Genomic DNA, 20925 nt, shown 5'->3' with positions numbered 1-20925 from the left:
GCTGCATAGCAGCAGGAATCGCGTAAAAACAAGAGTATGCCGCAGTTTGCGCAAAGCCGCTCTGTAGGGGGCGGCCCAGGCGTTGCGGCGCCGTCCCGGTGGCCCGGCGACAGTATTTACGTATTATTACTACCGGTTTTTACTGCTCAGGAGGGCAAGCCTTCGCCCAGCAGGCTGGCGGGTGCCGGCTGGTCCGAGCGGTAGGCGGCATTCCACGCGTCGAGGCCGCCATGCAGGGGCTTGGCCCGGTGAAAGCCGTGCTGGTGCAGCAGCTTGGCCACTTGCGCGGCCGTCACGTCGTTGGGGCAGCTGCAATACACGATGATGTGGCGGTCCTTGTCCATGGCGATCATGGCGGGCACCGGCTCCTTGCCATTGAAGAACAAGGCGCCCGGCACGGCCGGTTCCAGCGCTTGCGCCGTGGCGCTGCGCGCGTCGACCATCAGCGGCTCCTCGCCCTGCTCTATGAGTTCAAGCAATTCATCGATGCCGATGCGCTCGATCTGCAAGGCCTGGCGGAAACGCCGGCGTTCGAGGAATTTGTACAGCAGGAACAAGCCCAGCAAGGCGGCCAGCATCAGCAAGGCCGTACTGCCCATGGTGCTGAGCAAGTCCAGCACCTGCTGCACGCTGGCGTGAAAGATCACGCCGACGGCGATGCCGGTGCCGCTCCACAGCAAGGCACCCAGGCCCGCATACAGGAAGAACAGGCGCGGCGGCGTGCCCAGCGCACCCGACATGGGCGCGGCCACGGTATTGAATCCCGGCACGAACTTGGAGACGATCAGGGCTTTCGGCCCCCAGCGCTTGAATTTGTCTTCCGTCTGGCTGACGCAGTAATCGGGCGACAGCGAGATGCGGCACAGCAGCCGCAGGATGCGCTTGCCGAAATGGCGGCCCGCGCGGAACCACGTGAAGTCGCTGATCAGGCAGGCGCCCAGCGCGGCGGCCAGCACCAGCCCCCCATTCATGTCGCCATCGACGGCCAGCGCCCCCGCCACCACGAGAATGGGAAAGGCGGGAATCGGCAGGCCGAGCTGCTCCACCAGCACGATGCCAAAGACAATCAGGACACCGTAATGTTCGAGCAGATAAATGAGGTTGGGCATGGCCGCTATCTTACCGTAAAAAGCCCCCTACAACTGCACGCCCTTCGGTATGGCGCTTAATAAGGTGCGCGTGTACGGATGCACGGGATTGCGGTACAGCTCATCCGAATCGGCCAGCTCCACCACTTGCCCCTTGTGCATCACCATCACTTGGTCGGCGATGTATTTCACCACTGATAAGTCGTGCGAAATGAAGATGTAGGACAGGCCGAATTCATCCTGCAAATCCTGCAGCAGGTTGAGCACCTGCGCCTGCACGGACACGTCCAGCGCCGACACGGATTCGTCGCACACCAGAATCTCCGGCTGCATGGTCAGGCAACGGGCAATGGCGATGCGCTGGCGTTGGCCGCCCGAGAACTCGTGCGGATAGCGGTGGAAAGCCTGTTCCGGCAAGCCGACTTTATCGAGCAGCCAGTAGGCCTTGGCGATGCGTTCCTTGTCATCGACGCCGATCTTGTGGATGCGCATGGGTTCCAGCAAAATCTGCCCCACCGTAAAGCGGGGATTCAAGGACGCGTACGGATTCTGGAAGATGATCTGGATGCGGCGTTTATAGGGCAAATACTCTTTGTTCGGCATGGCAATCAGATCCTTGCCGTGGAACATGGCCGTGCCACTAGTTGCCTGGTGCAGGCGCAGCAGGGTCAGGCCCACCGTCGTCTTGCCGGAACCGGATTCGCCCACCACGCCCAGGGTTTTTCCGCGCGGTAAAGTGAACGACACGTCCTTGACGGCCTGGAATTCGCGCTTGCCGAACAGGCCCTCGCGCGTATAAAAGCTTTTACTGAGATTATTCACCACCAGCACCGGTTCGTCGCCCGGCGTATAGCCGCGCGTGCGCTGTTTCACCTCCACGCCGGGGCCCGCCTTGCCTTCCATATAATCGGCGATGACGGGCAAGCGCCATGGGCGCTCGTCCAAGGACGGTCGGCAATGCAGCAGCGCTTTCGTGTAACTGTCTTGCGGCGCTTCGAACACTTGCCGTACCTCGCCCGTCTCGCGCACTTCGCCGTGGCGCATGACGATCACCTGGTCGGCGATTTCCCCCACCAGGCCCAGGTCGTGGGTAATGAAGAGCACGGACATCTGGTGCTTCTTTTGCAGCGCCGCGATCAGGTCCATGATCTGCTTCTGGATCGTCACGTCCAGCGCCGTCGTCGGTTCGTCCGCGATCAGCAGTTTCGGCTCGCAGGCGATCGCCATGGCGATCATCACGCGCTGCTGCTGGCCGCCCGACATCTGGCTCGGATAGGCGTCGATCTTGGTGTTTGGATCGGGTATGCCCACTTCCTCCAGCAATTCCAGGGTACGCGCGCGCGCCTGCTTGCGGTTCATGCCCATGTGCTGGCGCAGCACCTCGGCGATCTGGAAGCCGACCGTGAAGACGGGGTTCAGCGACGACATCGGCTCTTGGAAGATCATCGAGATATCCTTGCCGCACATGGTACGGCGCTCGGCGATCGACAGTTGCAGCAAATCGCGCCCGCCGAAATGGATGCGCGATTGCTTGTCGATGATGGTGTTATCCGGCGGCAACAAGCCCATCACGGCCAGCGAGCTGACGGACTTGCCGCTGCCCGACTCGCCCACCAGGGCGACGGTGCTGTTGCGCGGCACGTTGAACGAGATGCCCTTGACGGCTTCGAACGTGGTCTTCTTGTCCAGGCGGAAGGTGACGCGCAGATCGCGCACTTCCAACAGGTTATTCTGGTCCATGAGCAACTCCTATTTCACTTTGGGGTCGAGCGCATCGCGCAAGGCATCGGTAAACAGCGAGAACGCCGTCACCAGCACGGCCATCGCCGTGGCGGCGGCTGTCAGCTGCCACCATTTGCCCAGGATCAGTTCATTTTGTGCCTCGTTGAGCATGCTGCCCCACGAAACGGTGCCCACCGGCACGCCAAAGCCGAGGAAACTCAGGATCACTTCCGCCTTGATGAAGCCCACGACGAGAATGGACATCTGCACCAGCGCCACGTGGCTCACGTTCGGGAAGATGTGCGAGAACATCTTGCGCCAGTGCGAGGCGCCGATGGCGTCGGCCGCCATCACGTATTCGCGCGCCTTGTGCTTGATGTATTCGGCGCGGATCAGGCGGTATGGCCCCGTCCAGCCCGTCAAACCGAGGATCAGCACGATGGTCAGCACGCCCTTCTGCTGCAGCACGGCCGCCACCGTCAAGATCATCAAAATCGACGGAATCGACGTGAAGATGCTGTAGAACCAGTTGAAGAAATCATCGACGATGCCGCCGAAGTAGCCGGACACGGCGCCAAAGATCGTGCCCAGCACCACGGCCAGCAAGGCCGCCACCAGGCCCACGACGATCGACGTCTCGCCGCCCTTGATGGTTTTCTGCACGATATCGTGACCCCACTTGTCGGCGCCGAACGGCAGGGTCGCCGCCTTGTGCGCGATCAGCTTTTTCGTCTTGCCCATGCCCGCGCGCAAGGCCGTCAAGTCGTCGGCCAGCGGGTCGATGACGCCGTACATCTCGACGCCGGCAGATGGATTGCTGCCCATCTGGGCGCGCAGTTCGGCGATGTCGTCGGCCAACGGGTCGAGCACGTTGACGGGTGTCGGCGCGCTGCGCTCGTCGGACTGGGGAATGGCGCCGTCGGCGGCGCCGGCCGCATCCTTGTCGGCACCGACAAACGTGGGCGGCGCATAGCTGACGGCCACTTCGTCTTCCCAGTTCGCCGCCACCAGGCCGCTGGCGGACGCCAGCACCAGCAGGAAAAATGCGCCGACCACGGCCAGCGATACCATTGCAATCTTGTCGCCGCGCAAACGGCGCCACGCCAGGGCCCACAGGCCGGGCGATGTATGAGGTTTCGACATCGTCTCTTTCTACTTCAGTTGTACGCGAGGATCGACCGCCTGGTACAGCAGGTCGGTGAGCAGGTTGAAGAGCATGGTGGCGGCGGCAACATACACGGTGATCGCCTTGATCACCGGAAAGTCGCTGCGCTCGACGGCCAAAATCACTTCACGCCCGATGCCGGGGATGCCGAAGAAACGTTCCAGCAGGAAAGCGCCGATCAGCAGGGCCGGCAAGTTCGACATCACATAGGTAATGATGGGAATGCCGGCGTTGCGCAGCACGTGGACCCACATGATGCGGCCTTCCTTCAAGCCCTTGGCGCGCGCCGTGCGCACGTAATCCTGGTTCGCCTCGTCCAGCACGAAGGTGCGGAACAAGCGCAGGGTCGGTGCGATGGACACGGCCAGGCCGATCAGGATGGGCAGAGTCGAATAGCGCAGCAGGTTTTCCCAGAAGCTGTCGCCCCAGCCCTGCACGGGGAACAGGCCCAGCTTGTAAGCAAAACCGTACTGGAAGACGATGATGTAGACGAGGATGGAAATCGACATGCCCACCGTGCAGGCGATCATCACCATGCGGTCCGTCAGCGAACCGCGCACGAACGCGATGGCCAGCGCCAGCGCCACGCCGAAAAACGTTTCCAGCACGGTCAGCGGGATCAGCACCATCATCGACGGGCCCAGGCGCGAGGTGATGATGTGCGACACGGATTCACCCGTGGCCCAGCTCTGGCCGAAGTCAAACGTGACGATCTGCTTGATGAAGATCCACAGCTGCACGTAGTACGGCTGGTCGACGCCGAGCTGGCGGCGGATGTTGGCGATGCTTTCCGCACTAGACATCTTGCCGGCCAGGATGTAGGCGGGGTCGCCGCCCACCCAGTTGAACAGGATAAACACCAGCAGGACCACGCCCAGCATGGTGGGCAGCATCTGCCACAAGCGGCGCAGGATATAAGCAAACATAATGATTCCTTGTTGTTATAAGCGTCGCTTATTTATTGGCCGAGGCCGCAGGGGCTGGCGCCGCTGGCGCGCCCGTGCTGTCGATATCCATGTACGCCCATTCCTGGAACAGGATAGGGTGCTTCTTGTAACCGAGCACCGACTTTTGCGCCAGCATGTTGCGGTAGCGCGCGTAGCCGATCAGGGCGCCCGCATTGACTTCCAGGCGGCGCGCCATCTTGTGGAACAGCTCGTCGCGCTCGGGGCTGGCCGGCATGGCCTGGCTGGCCGCGTACCATTTATCGTACTCGGGGTCCTGGTAGCAGCCGTTGTTGTTCTGGTGCGTGTTGGGGCCGTAGAACAGCTGCATGAAATTGTCGCCGTCCGGATAGTCGGCCAGCCACGGCGCCGTGCGCGTCTGCATCTTGCACTGCTTTTCCGTCTTCAAAATGTCGGAAAAGATCATGCGGTCGTTTTCCATGCGGATGCCCAGCGAGTTGTACGTCTTGCGCCACATTTCCGCCTGCAGCACGCCATTGGCTTCGTTGCGCGAAGCGTAGCGGATCAAGAGCGGTTTGCCATCCGGCAAGGTACGCCAGCCATCGGCGCCCTTCTTGTAGCCGAATTTATCGAGCAGCTTGTTGGCCAGCACGGGATCGTATTGCAGCAGGGATTTATAGTGCGGATCGTAGCCGACGACGCCGGGCGGGATCGGATAGTCGAGGCGTTTGGCCTGGCCATTCCAGATGATGCGGATTTCCTCATCGATATTGTGCGCCATGGCAATGGCGCGGCGCAGGGCGATCTTTTCCTTGCTGAAGCCGCCCAGGGTCGGGTCTTCCATATTCCAGTAGTAATAACTGATTTCCGGGTCCAGCAGGCGCGACAACTGCACGCCCTTCTCCGCCAGCTCGGGACGCAGCTTGCCGTTCAGCAATGCCTTCGGCGCCAGCGGGCCGTCGAGCCAGAACACGTCCGTGCCGCCGCTCTGGAACGACAGCCAGCGCGACTGGTCTTCGATCATCACGGAAATTTCGATGCGGTCGATGGCGGGAATGCGTTTACCCTGCATCTGGCGCACGATGCGCTGGTCGTCCGGATCGTCGCCAGCCATGAAATTCCACGTTTCCGGCAAGTGCTGCGGATTGCGGTTCAACACGATGCGGTTGCCGCGCGTCCATTCGCCCAAGGTGTAGTAGCCGGTGCCGACGGGATTCGAGCCCACCTCGCCCTTCACGTCGCCGTATTTGTCCACCACTTCGCGCGCCACGGCGGCCGTCGGCACGTAGGCGAGGATCATGGGGAAATTGAAATCGGTCTTGGTCAGCGAGATGCGCAGGGTGTACGGGTCGAGGATTTCCAGTCCCGCCACCTTCTTGCTGTAATCGAGCTTGTTCGACTTGGCCGAGTCCTTGGCCAGGTCGTCCAGCCCCACCACCTTGCCTTCGAACAGCCAGCTGTGCGGCGACGCCAGGCGCGGGTCGAACAGGCGCTTCCACGAATACACGTAGTCGGCCATCGTCAGTTCGCGGCGCTTGCCGCCGAACGCGGCGTCAGGCGTGTACAGGATGCCTTTTTTCAGGCGGATGGTATAGGTCTTGCCGTCGGCCGACACTTCCGGCATGGCGGCCGCCGCGCCGGGCACCACCTTGACGGGGCGCGCCAGGTAGTCATAGGTGTACAGGGTGTCGAAGACGGCCTGCGTGATGTGGTTCGAATACAGGTCGCGCGCGGTGGCCGGATCGAAGCCCGTCTCGGCGGCCGGCAGGATATAGCGCAAGGTTTTGACCGGCGCGGCCGCGGGGGCAGCGTCAACGGCCACGGCCGCCAGCGGCAGGGTGGCCAGGCAGGCGAGCAGCGCCACGCGCCGCATCCATGGTGACTTCATGTAATACCCTTCATCTCGATTATCTGTCGCACCGTATTGGTGCGCTTGTACTGGCTTCCCCCTGGGATACAGGATTCCACCGCCAAAACCAGTCCATCCTCGCAAGATCTATGCCTTGTTCATCGCCAGCCGGACCTGCAAGCAGGCGAGCCGGAAAAAGGCGTAACGATAACGCATATTCCGTTCGCCGGGCGAAAAGCCGCAGCACTGGCGTGGCGTGGCGCCACGCTCACCTGCCTCGCCGGGAGAATCTTGCGCAGCGCAACAAAGACAGGTCGCCGCCATGAAAAACCGGCCTGGCAGTAACCCTTACGGCTTCGAATGACAGCCGTTTTTATCGCAGTACGGAAAATGCGCATCGCAGTGCAACATTAAAATAATTGCAAATATTGAAACACGTCAACATTATAAAAAACACTGTTGTTTCCATGCTGAAAGCGGGTGTGTGTGCGTTGACAAGGTTTCTCGACAAATGGTCTTATCGATCACGACGGCTCACACGATATGCCGTTTGATCCATAGCGATTGCCGACGCAGCAATCTTTATCACCCTGGCAAAGCTGTGCCGCACAAGGGCCGGCCGAGCATACTTTCGGAGTTCTGAGAATGATGATGGAAACAGTGATGTCCCGCTCCGTACGCCTGATTTTTTCGGGTAGCGTAGCAGCGCTCAGCCTGGGCATGATGGCTGCGCCGGCAATGGCGCAAGACGCCAATGTACAACGTGTGGAAATTACAGGCTCGAGCATCAAACGGGCTACGGCCGAGACCGCGTCGCCGGTACAGCTCATCACCCGCGACGACTTGATGAAATCGGGCAAGGCCACCGTGGCCGAATACCTGCAAACCCTGACCGCCGATGGCGCCGGCTCCCTGCCGACGGGCTTCGGCAACGGCTTTGCCGCCGGCTCCACAGCCATCTCGCTGCGCGGCCTGGGCGCCACCTCGACCCTGGTCTTGCTCAATGGCCGCCGCATGGCGCCGTTCGCGCGCGCCGATGACGGCCAGAAGAGCTTTACCGACCTGTCCACCGTGCCGATGCAGATCGTCGAGCGCATCGAGATCCTCAAGGACGGCGCCTCGTCGACCTACGGCGCGGACGCCATCGCCGGCGTCGTCAACATCATCCTGCGCAAGGACTTCGAAGGCCTGACCCTGAAAGGCGACACGGGCATCTCCGGCGACAGCGACGCCAAGCAGCACCGCGCCTCGCTGACCTTCGGCAAGGGCAACCTGGATACGGATAAATTCAACTTCGTCCTCAATGCCGAGTACAGCAAATCGGACATGCTGATGAACAATGACCGCGCCGGCCGCAAATGGATAGGCAAGGCCGACCTGCGTCCGTATGGCTATGCGATCAACACCCAGTTCGCCGGCGGCTACATCAATGGCAACAACGATGCGAATGCCGCACCGACGGGCCTGATCCGCGACCCCGTCACCAACAACTATGTGTCCCTGCCCGGCTGCTCCAGCTTGTCCGTGTCTTCGCCGCAAGATCCGAAGGGCGGCTGCCTGTGGCACCACGACCAGTTCCGCTCGATGCAGCCGAAGATCGAATCGATCAACCTGTACACGCGCGGCACCTGGCAAGTCAATGCCGACACCCAGGTGTATGCGGAAGCGGGCTACTCGAAGCGCGATACGGCCTTCACCCTGATCCCGCCCTCGATCACGCCGACCATCGCCTTCCCGCCGAATGCCACCAGCCCGACTGGCGTCGTCAACTACGGTTCCGGCGCCGGCACCACCATCGTGCTGGCCGCCAACCACCCGCAAAATCCGTATGGCGTGCCGGTGCGCGTGCGCTACCAGGCCTTCGACGTGGGCGCCAGCACGCGCCAGGCCAACAATGAGTTCAACCGCATCGTGCTCGGCGTCAAGGGCAACGCCATGGGCTGGGACTACGATGCCGGCTATACGCACTCGGAATCGAAGCTGCACCTCGATTACAGCAATATGCTGAACATGGCCGTCGTCAAGGATGCGCTGGGCAATCCGAACAGCCAATATTTCCCATACTACATCGGCGCGCAGGCGGGCAAGAATCCCGCCTCGCTGTACGCGGCCATGGTGACGAACGCCACCTCCGATTCCACCACCAAGCTCGACATCATCGACTTCAAGGCCTCGCGCGAGCTGATGCAGTTGCCGGGCGGCGCCCTGGGCCTGGCCGTGGGCGCGGAACACCGCCGCGACAAGCTCGACAATCCATCGCTGTCGGGCACGCAGGACGGTTCCATCAACTCCAGCTATGTGGCGGCCAAGGGCGACAGCAAGGTCTCGGCCGTGTTCTTCGAAGTGCTGGCGCCCGTCATCAAGACGGTGGAGCTATCGGGCGCCTTGCGTTACGACAAATATGACCGTTTCTCGTCGACCACGCCGAAACTGGGCGCCAAGTGGACACCGGTGAAAACCTTCGCCGTGCGCGGCACGTATTCGGAAGGCTTCCGCGCGCCAGGACCGGCCGAAAGCAATGCCGATTCGCAATCGACGGGCACCTCGACCGTCAGCGATCCCGTGCGCTGCCCGGGCGGCACCCGCCTGCCGGGCGCCAATGCCAGCGATTGCGAACTGCAGGTGGCGGCCGTCAAGATCGGCGACCCGAGCCTGAAGCCGGAAAAGTCCAAGGGCTACACCCTGGGCCTGGTGTGGGATCCGTTCAACGATACCAGCCTGTCGCTCGATGCCTGGAAGATCAAGCGTGAAAACGAGATCAACCCGCTGCCCTACAACGAAGCGGCCGCCCTGCCGACGGCCGTGCGCGCCGACAACAACCTGACCATCAATGGCGTGGTGGTGCCGAACACGGGCACCTTGCTGATCACCAAGGCACCGTACCGCAACTCCAGCTACACGGAGATCAAGGGTATCGACCTGGACGTCAAGCAGCGCGTACGCCTGGGCGACTACGGCCGCGCCACGTTCGGCCTGACCTGGACCCACATCGCCTCGTGGGTGCGCGCCGAGTCGGCCACCGTGCGCTACCAGTTCGCCGGCACGCATGGCAATTGCGATACCTCCAACTGCGCAGGCACGCCGAAGGACAAGATCAATCTGACCGGCTCGTGGGACATGGGCAACTGGAACGTCAGCGGCGTGCTGAACTACCGTTCGGATATGAAAAATATCAAGTTTGAAGGCGATCCTTGCGCCTCCAAACTGGCGAACGGCACGCCGGCGCCGAACGGTTGCAAGCTCGCCTCGTTCACCACGCTCGACCTGTCGAGCCGCTGGAACGTCAACAAACAGTTGCAATTGTTTGCCTCGATCAACAACGTGACCGACAAGATCGCCCCGCTCGACCCGCTGACCTACGGCGGCATGAGCTATAACCCGATGGATGCCAGCGGCGCCATCGGCCGCTACTTCAAACTGGGCGCCAGCTACAAGTTCTTCTAAGCTGACACCCGTATCCTGACGCAAGGCGGTGAGCAATCACCGCCTTTTTTTCGTCCGCGACTGTGGCGCAAGGCACTCATCCACACGCCTATTGCGCCAGCGCAAACCTGACCTGCTGTGCGCCTGTAAAACTCCCTTGCAGGCCACTTGGCCCATGACCAAGCCACAGGAGTGTCAGATGACGCAAACCCGCAGTCCCTCCCCTACCTTGCGCCTGTTGTGCGCTGCCCTGCTCGGCGCGTATGGCCATGCGGCCATGGCGCAGGACACCGGCGCCGCCGGCGAGCCTCCCGCCATGCAGCGCGTCGAAGTCACCGGTTCCTCGATCAAGCGCCTCGTCTCGGAAACGGCGACACCCCTGTCCATCTTCAAGGCCGAGGATTTCGCCAAACAGGGCCTGACGACGGCCCAGGAAGTGCTCAGCAAGATACCCTCGAATGCGTCCAGCATGGGCAGCGGCAATGCCGTCGGCGGCAATACCAGCGGCTTGCCCACGGGCGGCCAGGCCAGCGCCGACTTGCGCGGCCTGGGCGGCGACAAGACCCTGGTGCTGCTCAATGGCCGGCGCATCGCCAACCATCCGTATGACGGCGCCAGCGTCGACCTGAACATCATTCCGATTGCCGCCCTCGAGCGCGTCGAAGTGCTGCGCGACGGCGCCTCGGCCATCTATGGCACGGACGCCATCGGCGGCGTCATCAACTTCATCACCAAGCGCTCGGTCAACGTCACGAACATCACGGCCGAAGTGGTCGCCCCCGAACACAAGGGCGGCGGCGAGCACCGCATCAACCTGTCGACGGGTTTCGGCAAGCTCGACACGGACGGCTACAATATCTTCGGCGTGCTCGACTACCACAAGCAAAACGTGCTCACGTCGCAGGACCGTGCTTTTTCAGCCACCGGCATCGTCCCCTCGCGCGGCCTGTCCATTACCAGCGGCACGACGTTTCCTGGCAACTACTTCGATGCGGCGGCCAACGGCGGCAATGGCCTGGCCGGCAACCCCTACGCGGCCAGCGGCTGCCTGCCGCCGCTGTCGGTGCCGGCCGTGCCGGCGAACGGCACCTGCCGCCAGGATTACACGCGCCAGATCGACGACTTGCCCGCACAGCAGCAAATAGCCTTCTTCGGCAAGGGCGCCTTCAAGCTGGGCGGCGGCCACCTGGCCACGGTGGAATACCTGCATTCGGAAAACAAGGTGAAGGCACGCACGGCGCCGCCGCCGCAAACGGGCCTGATTCTGCCCATCAGCAGCAAATATTATCCGGGCAATGCGGGCGGCGTACCGGCCCAGCCGGGCTTGTCGGGCCAGCCGCTGAGCGTCAACTGGCGCCCCGTCGAGGCGGGCCAGCGGCAGATCGATTCGGACGGCAAGGCGGACCGCCTGGTGCTGGCCCTCGAAGGCGAGCTGGCCGGCTGGGACTACAAGACGGGCCTGAGCCATGCCATCAGCAAGTCGTCGGAAAAATTCACGAACGGCTATGTGCAGGATGCGGGTTTTGCCGCCGGCGTGCTGAACGGTATCCTCAATCCCTTCGGCGAGCAGGATGCGGCCGGCAAGGCTTACCTGGCCAGCACGGCACTGCGCGGCGAAGTGCAAAGCGCCAAGGTCACCACCACGGGCTTCGACATCAAGGGCAGCCGCGAACTGATGCAGCTGGCCGGCGGCCCGCTGGCCATCGCGCTGGGTGGCGAGGCGCGGCGCGAAAAGGCCGACTTCAACGTCAACCGCGACATCGCCGGCCAGGCTGCCAGTTCCGGTCTGTCGGGCTCGCTGTCGAAGAGCGGTTCGCGTACCATCGAAGCTGTCTTCGGCGAAGTCAACTTGCCGCTGATCAAGGACCTGGAAGTGCAGCTGGCCGCCCGCTTCGACCACTACAGCGACGTGGGCAGCACCACCAATCCGAAACTGGCCCTGCGCTACCAGGCCAGCAGCGCGCTGGTGCTGCGCGGCTCGGCCAGCACGGGTTTCCGCGCGCCCACCCTGTTTGAAAAGAATGCGCCGCCGTCGAAGAACGATACCAACGATACCTATGACGACCCGATTTTGTGCCCCGGCGGCGTGCCGCAGCCCGGTGCCAACCCCTTGCGCGATTGCGACCTGCAGCAATTCAAGCTACAAGGCGGCAATGAAAAGCTGAAACCGGAAAAATCCACGACCTTTGCCGTCGGCCTCGTGCTCGAACCCATCAAGGAAGTCACGCTCGCCATCGATTACTGGAACATCCATTTGAAGGACAAGATTTCGTCCTTGCCCGAGCAATCGATCTTCGGCAACTACGAAAAATACAAGGCCTTGTTCCTGCGCAATCCCGATGGTTCGCCCTACGCCATCCTGGACTTGAACGACAATCTCGGCGAAGTGAAAACGGACGGCATCGACGTCAGCCTCAATGCGCGCCTGGCCCGTGGCGCGTATGGCGATGTCAGCGTGTCGGTCGATGGCACGTGGACCCACAAGTATGACTACCAGAACGAACGGGGCGGCGCCTTCATTGCCAACGTGGGCCGCTACGCGGACAACAATCCCGTGTTCCGCTGGAAACATACGGCCGCGCTGAACTGGCGCATGGGCAACTGGGGCGCCACCGTGTCGCAATCGTTCAAGTCCGGCTACACGGATCAGAATCTGGTGGATCCGCAGTTCCGCCACGATGTGCCGTCGTACAGCCTGCTGAACGTGTCGGGCAGCTACGCGTGGAAAGGCTTGCTGCTGACGGCCGGCGTGAAAAACCTGTTCGACAGGGAACCGCCGTTCTCGAACCAGGGCACCTTGTTCCAGAAAGGTTACGACCCGCGTTACACGGACCCGATCGGGCGCGCCTGGTACTTGCGCGGCAGCTATACGTTTTAAGGGGAATTTTCAGGTCAATAGATAAAACAGGCAGCGCTGGCAACAGCGTGCCAGCAACAGAAAAGCGGCGCCATCAGCGATGATGTGCGCCGTTTTATTTTACGCATCTGAGCAAGGCTGACAAGGGTTCACGATACTTTATTGCTGAAGGATTACAAAAAAAACAGGGAAATGTTGCATTTCGTCCAAAAAGTCCGCGTGAAATTGACAATCTGAATCGTGAATGTTTTGATGAGGGCCCAGAAAATTTACAGAATTTTCATTGGTGGATTTTCAAAAAGGCAAATAAATTGTTGGCAAGCAACAAGTTATTTCAAAATAATTGCCGCCTTTATCACAATAACAAGGAATTTCAGATGATGATAGAAAATGTAATATCGCGGTCGCTGCGCCTGATGTTTGCAGGCGGCATGGCCCTGAGCATGCACGCCGCGTACGCACAAGAAACAACAGATGGCACCATGCAACGCGTGGAAGTCACGGGTTCGAGCATCAAGCGCATCGCTTCCGAAGCGTCGCTGCCGGTGCAGTCGTTCAACCAGAAAGACATCAAGAAAACCGGCGTCACCACGGTGACCGATTTCATCCAGCAAATTCCTGCGATGCAGGGCTTCTCCGTGGCCGCCGATTCGGTGGGCGGCGGCGGTGGCGGCGTCACCACGGCCTCGATCCACGATATCGGCGCGGCCTACACGCTGGTGCTGCTGAACGGCCGCCGTATCGCGCCATCCAATTCCGGCACCACCATCGACCTCAATTCGATCCCCCTGTCGGCCATCGAGCGCGTGGAAGTGCTGACGGACGGCGCCTCGGCCCTGTACGGCGCCGACGCCATCGCCGGCGTGGTCAACTTCATCCTGAAAAAAGGCGCATCGCCGCTGGAAATCAATGCCAAGTATTCGCGTCCTGAAGAAAAAGGCGGCGCCAGCAACTCGATCTCGATCAGCAAGGGCTTCGGCGATATCGACGAAGACGGCTACAGCATCTTCGTGTCGGCCAGCCATGACGAACAAAAATCGCTGAAGGCATCGCAGCGCAGCTTCGCGAAAAGCGGCATCATCAATTTCAACGATCCGAAGACCGGCAAGGCACTGCAATTCATCAACGGTTCCTCGCGCTCGGCCCCTGGCAATGCCACGGTCGATTACAAACGCACCGATGCGAACGGTAATGTGGTCATCAACCCAGAGACCAACAAGCCCTTCATCGACAACGTCAATCTGAACCCGTACGCCCTGGCCCATGGCGGCAAATGCGCCGCCAGCAACATGGATTTCTATGGCGACGGCAACTGCTATTTCGATTCGCCATCGACCATCGAAATCAATCCCGAATCGAAGCGCGACGCCATCTTCAGCTCGGGCACCGTCAAGCTGGGCAAAACCGGCTTCCAGGGTTTCTATGACCTCGCCTACACGGAAGCGCGCGTCGTCGCCAGCATCGCGCCGTACCCGGCCGATTTCTCCGTCGATGTCGGCTCGCCGCTGTTCAACAAATATCTGGCACCGAACCTGACGCCGGCGCAGTTGGCCAACGCCACGGGCGCCGTCGCCAAATACCGCCTGTCGGAAATGGGCAACCGCGTGTACGACTACGGCACCAAGGCCACCCACATCGTCGCCGGCATCGATGGCAATGCATTCGGCTGGGACATCAACTCGGCCGTGACGTACTCGAAAAACAAGCAGACGCAGAAATACGTCAGCGGCTTCCCGCTGGCCGACAAATTCGACGCGCAAGTAGCCGCCGGCAATATCGACCCGTTCGCCTACCCTGTCGGTTCCATGCCGGACGCCATGCGCCAGGCCCTGCTGGGCACGGGCTTCAGCGGCACCTACAACACGCAAACCGTGGAAATGAAGGGCATCGACGGCCGCGCTTCGCGCCCTGTGTTCTCGCTGCCAGGCGGCACGGCCATGCTGGGTGTGGGCGCCGACTACCGCAACACCTCGTACAAGGTGAAGCAGGCCGACGTCGCCAGGCAGGCGCAGATCCTGTTTGACAATGCACAAGTCGACAGCGAATACGCGCGCGACAACGCGGGCGCCTACGCCGAGCTGATGATGCCGATCTCGAAAAAACTGGAAATGACCGGCTCGCTGCGTTATGACCAGATCGGATCCATCGACGACAAGCTGACAGGCAAGACGGTAGGCAAGAAAGAAAACGCCACCACCTGGAAAGTCAGCGGCAAGTATTCCGCCACCAAGAGCCTGATGTTCCGCGCCGCTGCCGGTACCGGCTTCCGCGCCGCCAGCATGCAGGAAATCGCTGGCCCACTGGAAGACTGGGGCGTCACGGGCGGTAACTACCAATGCCCATTGACGGCAGCGAACGGCATGGGCGGCCACCCGCTGGCCGGCTACTGCAGCGGCGTCGGCCGCCAGCAGTTCGAAGCCTTCCAGGGCGGCAACCCGGACCTGAAGCCGGAAACGTCGAAGCAATGGAGCATCGGTACCGTGTTCGAGCCGATCGACAGCCTGTCGATGTCGTTCGACCTGTGGAACGTGGAAATCCGCGACCAGGTCACCGCGGTTTCGGAAGGCCTGATCTTCAACGATCCTGCCAAGTACGCCAACCTGTTCACCACCAAGCACATCAGCTCGACGGGCAAGGACGTGCTGGCCATCAAGCTGCTGCCGATTAACATCGGCAAGGTGGAAAACCGCGGTATCGACTACGACTTCACCCACAAGATGAAGCTGCTGGACGGCCGCCTGACGAGCCGCCTGATGGGTACCTACCTGCTGCGTTCGCGCTACACGACGCCGGGCACCGATGATCAATGGGAAACCAGCCTGAATCGCTACGGTTCGAACGACAAGGTCAGCTTCCGCAACATCATCCGCGCCACCACCTCGTATGAGACGGCCAAGTTCACGCATACGCTGAGCGCCAGCTACCGCAACGGCTACACGGACAAGGAACAGACGGCTGACGATTGCGCCGTGATCGTGGCCGGCAGCCCTGGCGAATGCTATGGCATCCAGCTGGAAGTGCCGAGCTACACCACCTTCGACTTCCAGACGGCTTACCGTCCGCTGAAGAACGTGGAAATCACGGGCGGCATCCTGAACCTGTTCGACCGCAATCCGCCGTTCACCCTGCGTAACACGGGTTCGCATCAAGTAGGCTACAACCCATCGTACTCGAGCGCCCTGGGCCGCCAGTTCTACCTGAGCGGTTCCTACAAGTTCTAAGCTTCCTGTCAGCTGAAAACTGAAAAAGCCCGGAAAGCTTAGCTTTCCGGGCTTTTTTTCATGCTGCGCGCCATGTTAGTCCGCGTCGCCCTGCAAGCGGCGCTGCTTCACGGCCGCCGCCAGGTTTTCCAGCACGGCCACGCTAGCGCTCCAGTCGATGCAGCCGTCCGTGACGGACTGGCCATAGATCAATTCCTTGCCGGGGATCAAATCCTGGCGCCCCGCCACCAGATGCGATTCCACCATCACGCCGACGATGCGGCCATCGCCGCCCGCCACCTGGCTGGCGATGTCGGCGCACACGGGGATCTGGTTTTCCGGTTTTTTCGAGCTGTTCGCATGCGAGGCGTCGATCATCAGGCGCGCCGCCAGCCCTTGCGCGGCGATGGCCTTGCACGCCTCGTCCACGCTGGCCGCGTCATAGTTCGGCGTTTTTCCGCCGCGCAAGATGATATGGCAATCCTCGTTGCCGTTGGTCGAGACGATGGCCGAGTGGCCGCCCTTCGTGACCGAAAGAAAATGGTGCGGCTGCGAGGCGGCCTTGATGGCTTCCACGGCGATCTTCACATTGCCGTCCGTGCCATTCTTGAAGCCAACCGGGCACGACAATCCCGACGCCAGCTCGCGGTGCACCTGCGACTCCGTCGTGCGCGCGCCGATGGCGCCCCAGCTGATCAGGTCGGCGATGTATTGCGGGCTGATGACGTCGAGGAACTCGGTACCGGCAGGCAAACCCAGCTCATTGATATCGCGTAACAATTCGCGCGCCATGCGCAAGCCGTCGTTGATGCGGAAGCTGTTGTCCATGTACGGGTCGTTGATCAAGCCCTTCCAGCCCACCGTGGTGCGCGGCTTCTCGAAGTAGACGCGCATGACGATTTCCAGTTCGCCCGCGAAACGCGCGCGCTCCTTGACCAGCAGGCGCGCATATTCCATTGCCGCCTTGGTGTCGTGGATGGAGCAAGGCCCGATCACCACCATCAGGCGGTCGTCCTGGCCATGCAAAATGCGGTGCAGGGCGATACGGGCGCTGGCGGCGGTCTGTCCGGCTTGCTCCGAGCAGGCGAATTCGCGGATCAGGTGGGACGGCGGGGTCAATTCCTTCATTTCGCGAATTCGCAAATCATCGGTGCGGGGCATCATTTTCTCCAAAATTTAAGGATGGGTAAAACATCTGGGTAAAAAAAAACCGCCATCAGTGGCGGTTTTTTAGAATGTGCTGGGGTCTCGTTTTTTGCTGCTACGTGAACCGACCGCTACTCCACCGCCTTTGGGGTAGGAATTGCTAAAGTAAAAATAAGCGGTAAAAAAGTGGCGAGCGAACATGCGAGTCATCCCTAAGTGATGATCGACTATAAACCTAAATCGCAAGGGTTGGCAAGCGTATTTGTCGGCAAAGCCGCATGCCGCTGCCGTTTCACACTGAAAAACACGCCAAAAAGCGTAAAAAGTTGCGCGCTGCAGGTCCGCACCGGCTGGCCAACAACGCTGGGGCCGCCGTGGCGCGCACGCCACGCCAGCCCGTTTTGACCTTGGGAAGCGACGCACTACTGATGTAGATCGAATCCCCGCCAGGCCGCACGGCCAAGACTGCAAGGTGTACCTCACCTTTTTCTGTCTGACCTTCCGGAGACTCGCATGATCTACAAACAATCTGTCCATCCATTTTCACCGCCACGCATGGGCCTGGCTCTGGCAAGCGCCCTGCTCGCCCTGCCCGTCCTGGCACAGGAAGCGGCTCCCATTGCCCGCGTGGAAATCACCGGCTCGAACATCCGCCGCGCGCAGGCGGAAACGGCGTCGTCCGTGCAAACCCTGAACGCGGCCGACATTGAAAAATCGGGCAAGTCCAGCGTGGCCGAACTGCTGCAGACCCTGGCCGTCGACAACCAGGGCTCCGTGCCCACTACCTTCGGCAACGGCTTTGCCGCCGGCGCTTCCGGCGTGTCGCTGCGGGGCCTGGGCACGGCCTCGACCCTGGTGCTGCTGAACGGGCGCCGCGTGGCGCCATATGGCCTGGCCGACGATGGCCAGAAGGTATTTGCCGACCTGAACATCATTCCCCTGGAAGCGGTGGAACGGGTGGAAATCCTCAAGGATGGCGCCTCGGCCATCTACGGTTCGGACGCCATCGCCGGCGTGGTCAACGTGATCCTGCGGCGCGACTACCAGGGCACGGCCATCAAGGGCAATTACGGCAAAACGAAAGAGTGGGACGGGCGCGATGCGCGCGCCGCCATCACGCACGGCTTCGGCGACATCGACAGCGACCGCTACAACGTGCTGCTGAACCTCGAGTACAGCGAAAAGGCCGCCATCTGGAACCGCGACCGGGCCGGACGGGGCGCCGTCGGCCGCAGCGACTTGCGCGACCAGGGCTTCAGCGCGCAGGAGTCGCTCAGCGGCGCGGGCGCCATCACCACCAACAACGCGGCCGGCAGCGCCGTCAACGGCAATGTGCGCAATCCCGACACGCTCGACTACTACAACCGCGGCAACCTGGCCGGCGTGGGCTTTACGCGCACCTTCCCCGGCGCGGCCTGCGGCAACTTCACCACACATCCGCAGGGCGACCCGGGCGGCGGCTGCCTGACCGATGCCGCGCAGCAATACGGCCAGATCCAGCCCAAGCAAAAGAACATCAATTTCTTCGGCCGCGCCGCCTGGCAACTGACGCCGGCCCTGCAAACGTATGCCGAATTGAACGTGTATCACAGCGAATCGAATTCCGTCACCACGCCCTCGACGGTCAGCGGTTCGGTCGGCTATCCGGGCGGCCCCGTCAGCAATGCCGGCGTGTCGCTCGGTGCTGCGCACCCGGACAACCCGTATTTCGGCACGGCGGCGCGGCTGCGCTACCTGGCGGCCGACGTAGGGCCGCGCCTGTCGGAAGTCGACTCCACCTTCACGCGCTTCGTGGCCGGCATCAAGGGTAGCGTGGCGGGCTGGGATATCGACAGCGCCTTGCTGTACTCGCAGAACAAGGTCTCGAACGACTTGAACGGCTATCTGCAGCGCGACGTCGCCTTCGCCCTGCTCAACCCGACAGCCGCCAATGTGGCGGCGGCCAGCCTGAACCCCGCGTATGCGGCTTTGCCGGCGGGCAGCCTGTGGCGCATCGCGGAAAACGCGGGCCTCAATTCGCCCGCGCTGTACGCGGCCCTGTCGCCGCGCATCTCGAACGACGCCAAGACGCATATCGCACAGATCGACTTCAAGGCCAGCCGCGAGGTGGCCAAGCTCGACGGCGGCGGCCTCGGTGTGGCCGTGGGCGCGGAATTCCGTCACGAAGCGACGGAACTCAAACCCACCACGGGCACGGAACGGGGCAATATCATTGGCCTCGGCTATTCCGCCTACAAGGGCAGCCGCAACGCCTCGGCCATCTATGCCGAAGTGCTGGCGCCCGTGCTGAAAACCGTGGAACTGTCGGGCGCCCTGCGCGCCGACCATTTTACCGACGTGGGCAATTCCTACACGCCGAAAGTGGGCGTGAAATGGACGCCCATACGCGAACTGGCCCTGCGCGGCACCTTTGCCAAGGGCTTCCGCGCTCCAAGCGCGGCGGAAAACGGCGTCGGCGGCCTGGCCGCGTTCTCCACCGCCAGCGATCCGCTGCGCTGCGCGCTGGGCGTCGAAGTGGCCTGCGATCCGGCGCCGATCGCCGTCATCACCTCGCCCAATCCGAACCTGTCGCCCGAACGTTCGCGCAGCTATTCCGTGGGCGCCGTGTGGGACCCGCTGCCGCGCAGCAGCATTTCCGTCGACCTGTGGCAAATCCGCCGCAAGAATGAAATCAACCAGGAGCAGACGGATGCGGCCATTGCCGCCGGCAACGTGGCGCGCGACCCGTCCACGGCCACCGGTATTCCCGGCGATCCGGGCGCCATCACGGCCGTGCTGGCCAACTATGTGAATTCGGCGCAAACGACGGTGCGCGGCATCGATATCGACGCCCGCCAGCGCTTCAACCTGGGCAGCGACTATGGCAACCTGGTGTTCGACCTGAAGTGGACGCACCTGTACAAATGGCTGCGCACGGAACAGGATGGCACGCAGCGCGATTTTGCCGGCACGCATGGCAATTGCGACGTGTCCAACTGCATGGGCACGCCGGACGACCGCATCAACCTGGGCGCCACCTGGGAACGCCAGAACTGGCGCGTCACGGCCAACGTCAACTACCGCGCCCCGCTCGACAACGTGCGGTTCAAGAATGACCCGGACGGCTGCGCCACGCATTTTGCCGACGGTACGGACGCGCCGCGCGGCTGCCGCATCGCCTCGTTCACCACGGTGGACCTGACGGCCCGCTGGCTGGCCACGCCCAAGCTGGAAGTGTTTGCGACGATACAAAACCTGTTCGACAAGATCGCCCCGCTCGACCCGCTGACGTATGGCGCCACGGGCTACAACCCGCTCGACTACGCGGGCGCGGCGGGACGCTTCATCAGTGCGGGGGTGAAATACAAGTTCTGAAAAATCGGGAGCGTAGGCCGGATTAGCGGGGCGCAGCCACGCGTCATCCGACAACCGTGTTGACGCGGCCGGCAGTGGTGTCGGGTTACGCACTTTGCGCTAACCCGACCTACGCGAGCGCCATCTCGGAAAAGTAGGCCGGATTAGCCCGGAGGGCGTAATCCGACAATCGCGTTGACCTCACAGCAGGTAGGTCGGATTAGCGGGGCGCAGCCA

General features: G+C 62.0%; 10 protein-coding genes. 4 read left to right on the top strand and 6 right to left on the bottom strand.

Annotated elements, in window-relative coordinates:
- Positions 1-146: 146 nt before the first annotated feature.
- Genes IGS60_RS07625 through IGS60_RS07605 form a run of 5 tightly spaced genes read right to left on the bottom strand, consistent with a single transcriptional unit; the run spans position 147 to position 6768 of the window.
- Positions 147-1109: a VTT domain-containing protein gene (locus tag IGS60_RS07625; protein ID WP_070219237.1), complete on the bottom strand. Its 963-nt coding sequence runs from the start codon at positions 1107-1109 to the stop codon at positions 147-149.
- Positions 1110-1136: 27 nt separating this feature from the next.
- Positions 1137-2828 (bottom strand): ABC transporter ATP-binding protein, encoded by a 1692-nt coding sequence (locus IGS60_RS07620; RefSeq protein ID WP_230503517.1) that lies wholly within the window; start codon positions 2826-2828, stop codon positions 1137-1139.
- A 9-nt stretch (positions 2829-2837) separates the two neighbouring features.
- Positions 2838-3953: an ABC transporter permease gene (locus IGS60_RS07615; protein ID WP_230503515.1), complete on the bottom strand. Its 1116-nt coding sequence runs from the start codon at positions 3951-3953 to the stop codon at positions 2838-2840.
- A 9-nt stretch (positions 3954-3962) separates the two neighbouring features.
- Positions 3963-4901, bottom strand: a complete 939-nt coding sequence (locus tag IGS60_RS07610) for an ABC transporter permease (RefSeq protein ID WP_070219240.1) — start codon at positions 4899-4901, stop codon at positions 3963-3965.
- A 28-nt stretch (positions 4902-4929) separates the two neighbouring features.
- Entirely contained in the window at positions 4930-6768 is a 1839-nt protein-coding gene (locus IGS60_RS07605; RefSeq protein WP_230503513.1) for an ABC transporter substrate-binding protein, read from the bottom strand.
- A gap of 624 nt (positions 6769-7392) precedes the next feature.
- Here IGS60_RS07605 and IGS60_RS07600 point away from each other — a divergent pair.
- The 3 genes from IGS60_RS07600 to IGS60_RS07590 all read left to right on the top strand — a co-directional run bounded on the left by IGS60_RS07600 (position 7393) and on the right by IGS60_RS07590 (position 16230).
- Positions 7393-10173 carry a TonB-dependent receptor gene (locus IGS60_RS07600; protein ID WP_230503512.1) on the top strand — a complete coding sequence of 927 codons (2781 nt, stop codon included), beginning with the start codon at positions 7393-7395 and terminating at the stop codon, positions 10171-10173.
- Between the two features lie 178 nt (positions 10174-10351).
- The gene (locus IGS60_RS07595) at positions 10352-13030 is read left to right on the top strand and encodes a TonB-dependent receptor (RefSeq protein ID WP_230503509.1); all 2679 of its coding nucleotides are present in this window, start codon (positions 10352-10354) and stop codon (positions 13028-13030) included.
- Positions 13031-13386: 356 nt separating this feature from the next.
- A complete protein-coding gene (locus IGS60_RS07590) occupies positions 13387-16230 on the top strand; it encodes a TonB-dependent receptor (RefSeq protein ID WP_070291150.1) in 2844 nt (947 codons plus the stop codon).
- A 75-nt stretch (positions 16231-16305) separates the two neighbouring features.
- Here the strand turns inward: IGS60_RS07590 and aroG are convergent, their stop codons facing one another.
- Positions 16306-17370 (bottom strand): 3-deoxy-7-phosphoheptulonate synthase AroG, encoded by a 1065-nt coding sequence (gene aroG / locus IGS60_RS07585; protein WP_070219338.1) that lies wholly within the window; start codon positions 17368-17370, stop codon positions 16306-16308.
- A 498-nt stretch (positions 17371-17868) separates the two neighbouring features.
- Between aroG and IGS60_RS07580 the strand changes: the two genes are divergently transcribed.
- Positions 17869-20709 carry a TonB-dependent receptor gene (locus tag IGS60_RS07580; RefSeq protein WP_230503507.1) on the top strand — a complete coding sequence of 947 codons (2841 nt, stop codon included), beginning with the start codon at positions 17869-17871 and terminating at the stop codon, positions 20707-20709.
- The last annotated feature ends 216 nt before the right edge of the window (positions 20710-20925 follow it).

The sequence above is a fragment of the Janthinobacterium sp. FW305-128 genome, assembly GCF_020858135.1.
Lineage (GTDB): Bacteria > Pseudomonadota > Gammaproteobacteria > Burkholderiales > Burkholderiaceae_D > Janthinobacterium.
The sequence above is the reverse complement of the archived record's forward strand: the minus strand, read 5'-3'. Positions and strand labels throughout refer to the sequence as shown.

What these genes read in the sequence shown, in the direction of transcription:
- IGS60_RS07600 (WP_230503512.1), top strand. Translation starts at nt 7,393, where the DNA reads ATGTCCCGCTCCGTACGCCTGATTTTTTCGGGTAGCGTAGCAGCGCTC.
- IGS60_RS07625 (WP_070219237.1), bottom strand. Translation starts at nt 1,109, where the DNA reads ATGCCCAACCTCATTTATCTGCTCGAACATTACGGTGTCCTGATTGTC.
- IGS60_RS07620 (WP_230503517.1), bottom strand. Translation starts at nt 2,828, where the DNA reads ATGGACCAGAATAACCTGTTGGAAGTGCGCGATCTGCGCGTCACCTTC.
- aroG (WP_070219338.1), bottom strand. Translation starts at nt 17,370, where the DNA reads ATGCCCCGCACCGATGATTTGCGAATTCGCGAAATGAAGGAATTGACC.
- IGS60_RS07615 (WP_230503515.1), bottom strand. Translation starts at nt 3,953, where the DNA reads ATGTCGAAACCTCATACATCGCCCGGCCTGTGGGCCCTGGCGTGGCGC.
- IGS60_RS07605 (WP_230503513.1), bottom strand. Translation starts at nt 6,768, where the DNA reads ATGAAGTCACCATGGATGCGGCGCGTGGCGCTGCTCGCCTGCCTGGCC.
- IGS60_RS07595 (WP_230503509.1), top strand. Translation starts at nt 10,352, where the DNA reads ATGACGCAAACCCGCAGTCCCTCCCCTACCTTGCGCCTGTTGTGCGCT.
- IGS60_RS07580 (WP_230503507.1), top strand. Translation starts at nt 17,869, where the DNA reads ATGATCTACAAACAATCTGTCCATCCATTTTCACCGCCACGCATGGGC.
- IGS60_RS07610 (WP_070219240.1), bottom strand. Translation starts at nt 4,901, where the DNA reads ATGTTTGCTTATATCCTGCGCCGCTTGTGGCAGATGCTGCCCACCATG.
- IGS60_RS07590 (WP_070291150.1), top strand. Translation starts at nt 13,387, where the DNA reads ATGATGATAGAAAATGTAATATCGCGGTCGCTGCGCCTGATGTTTGCA.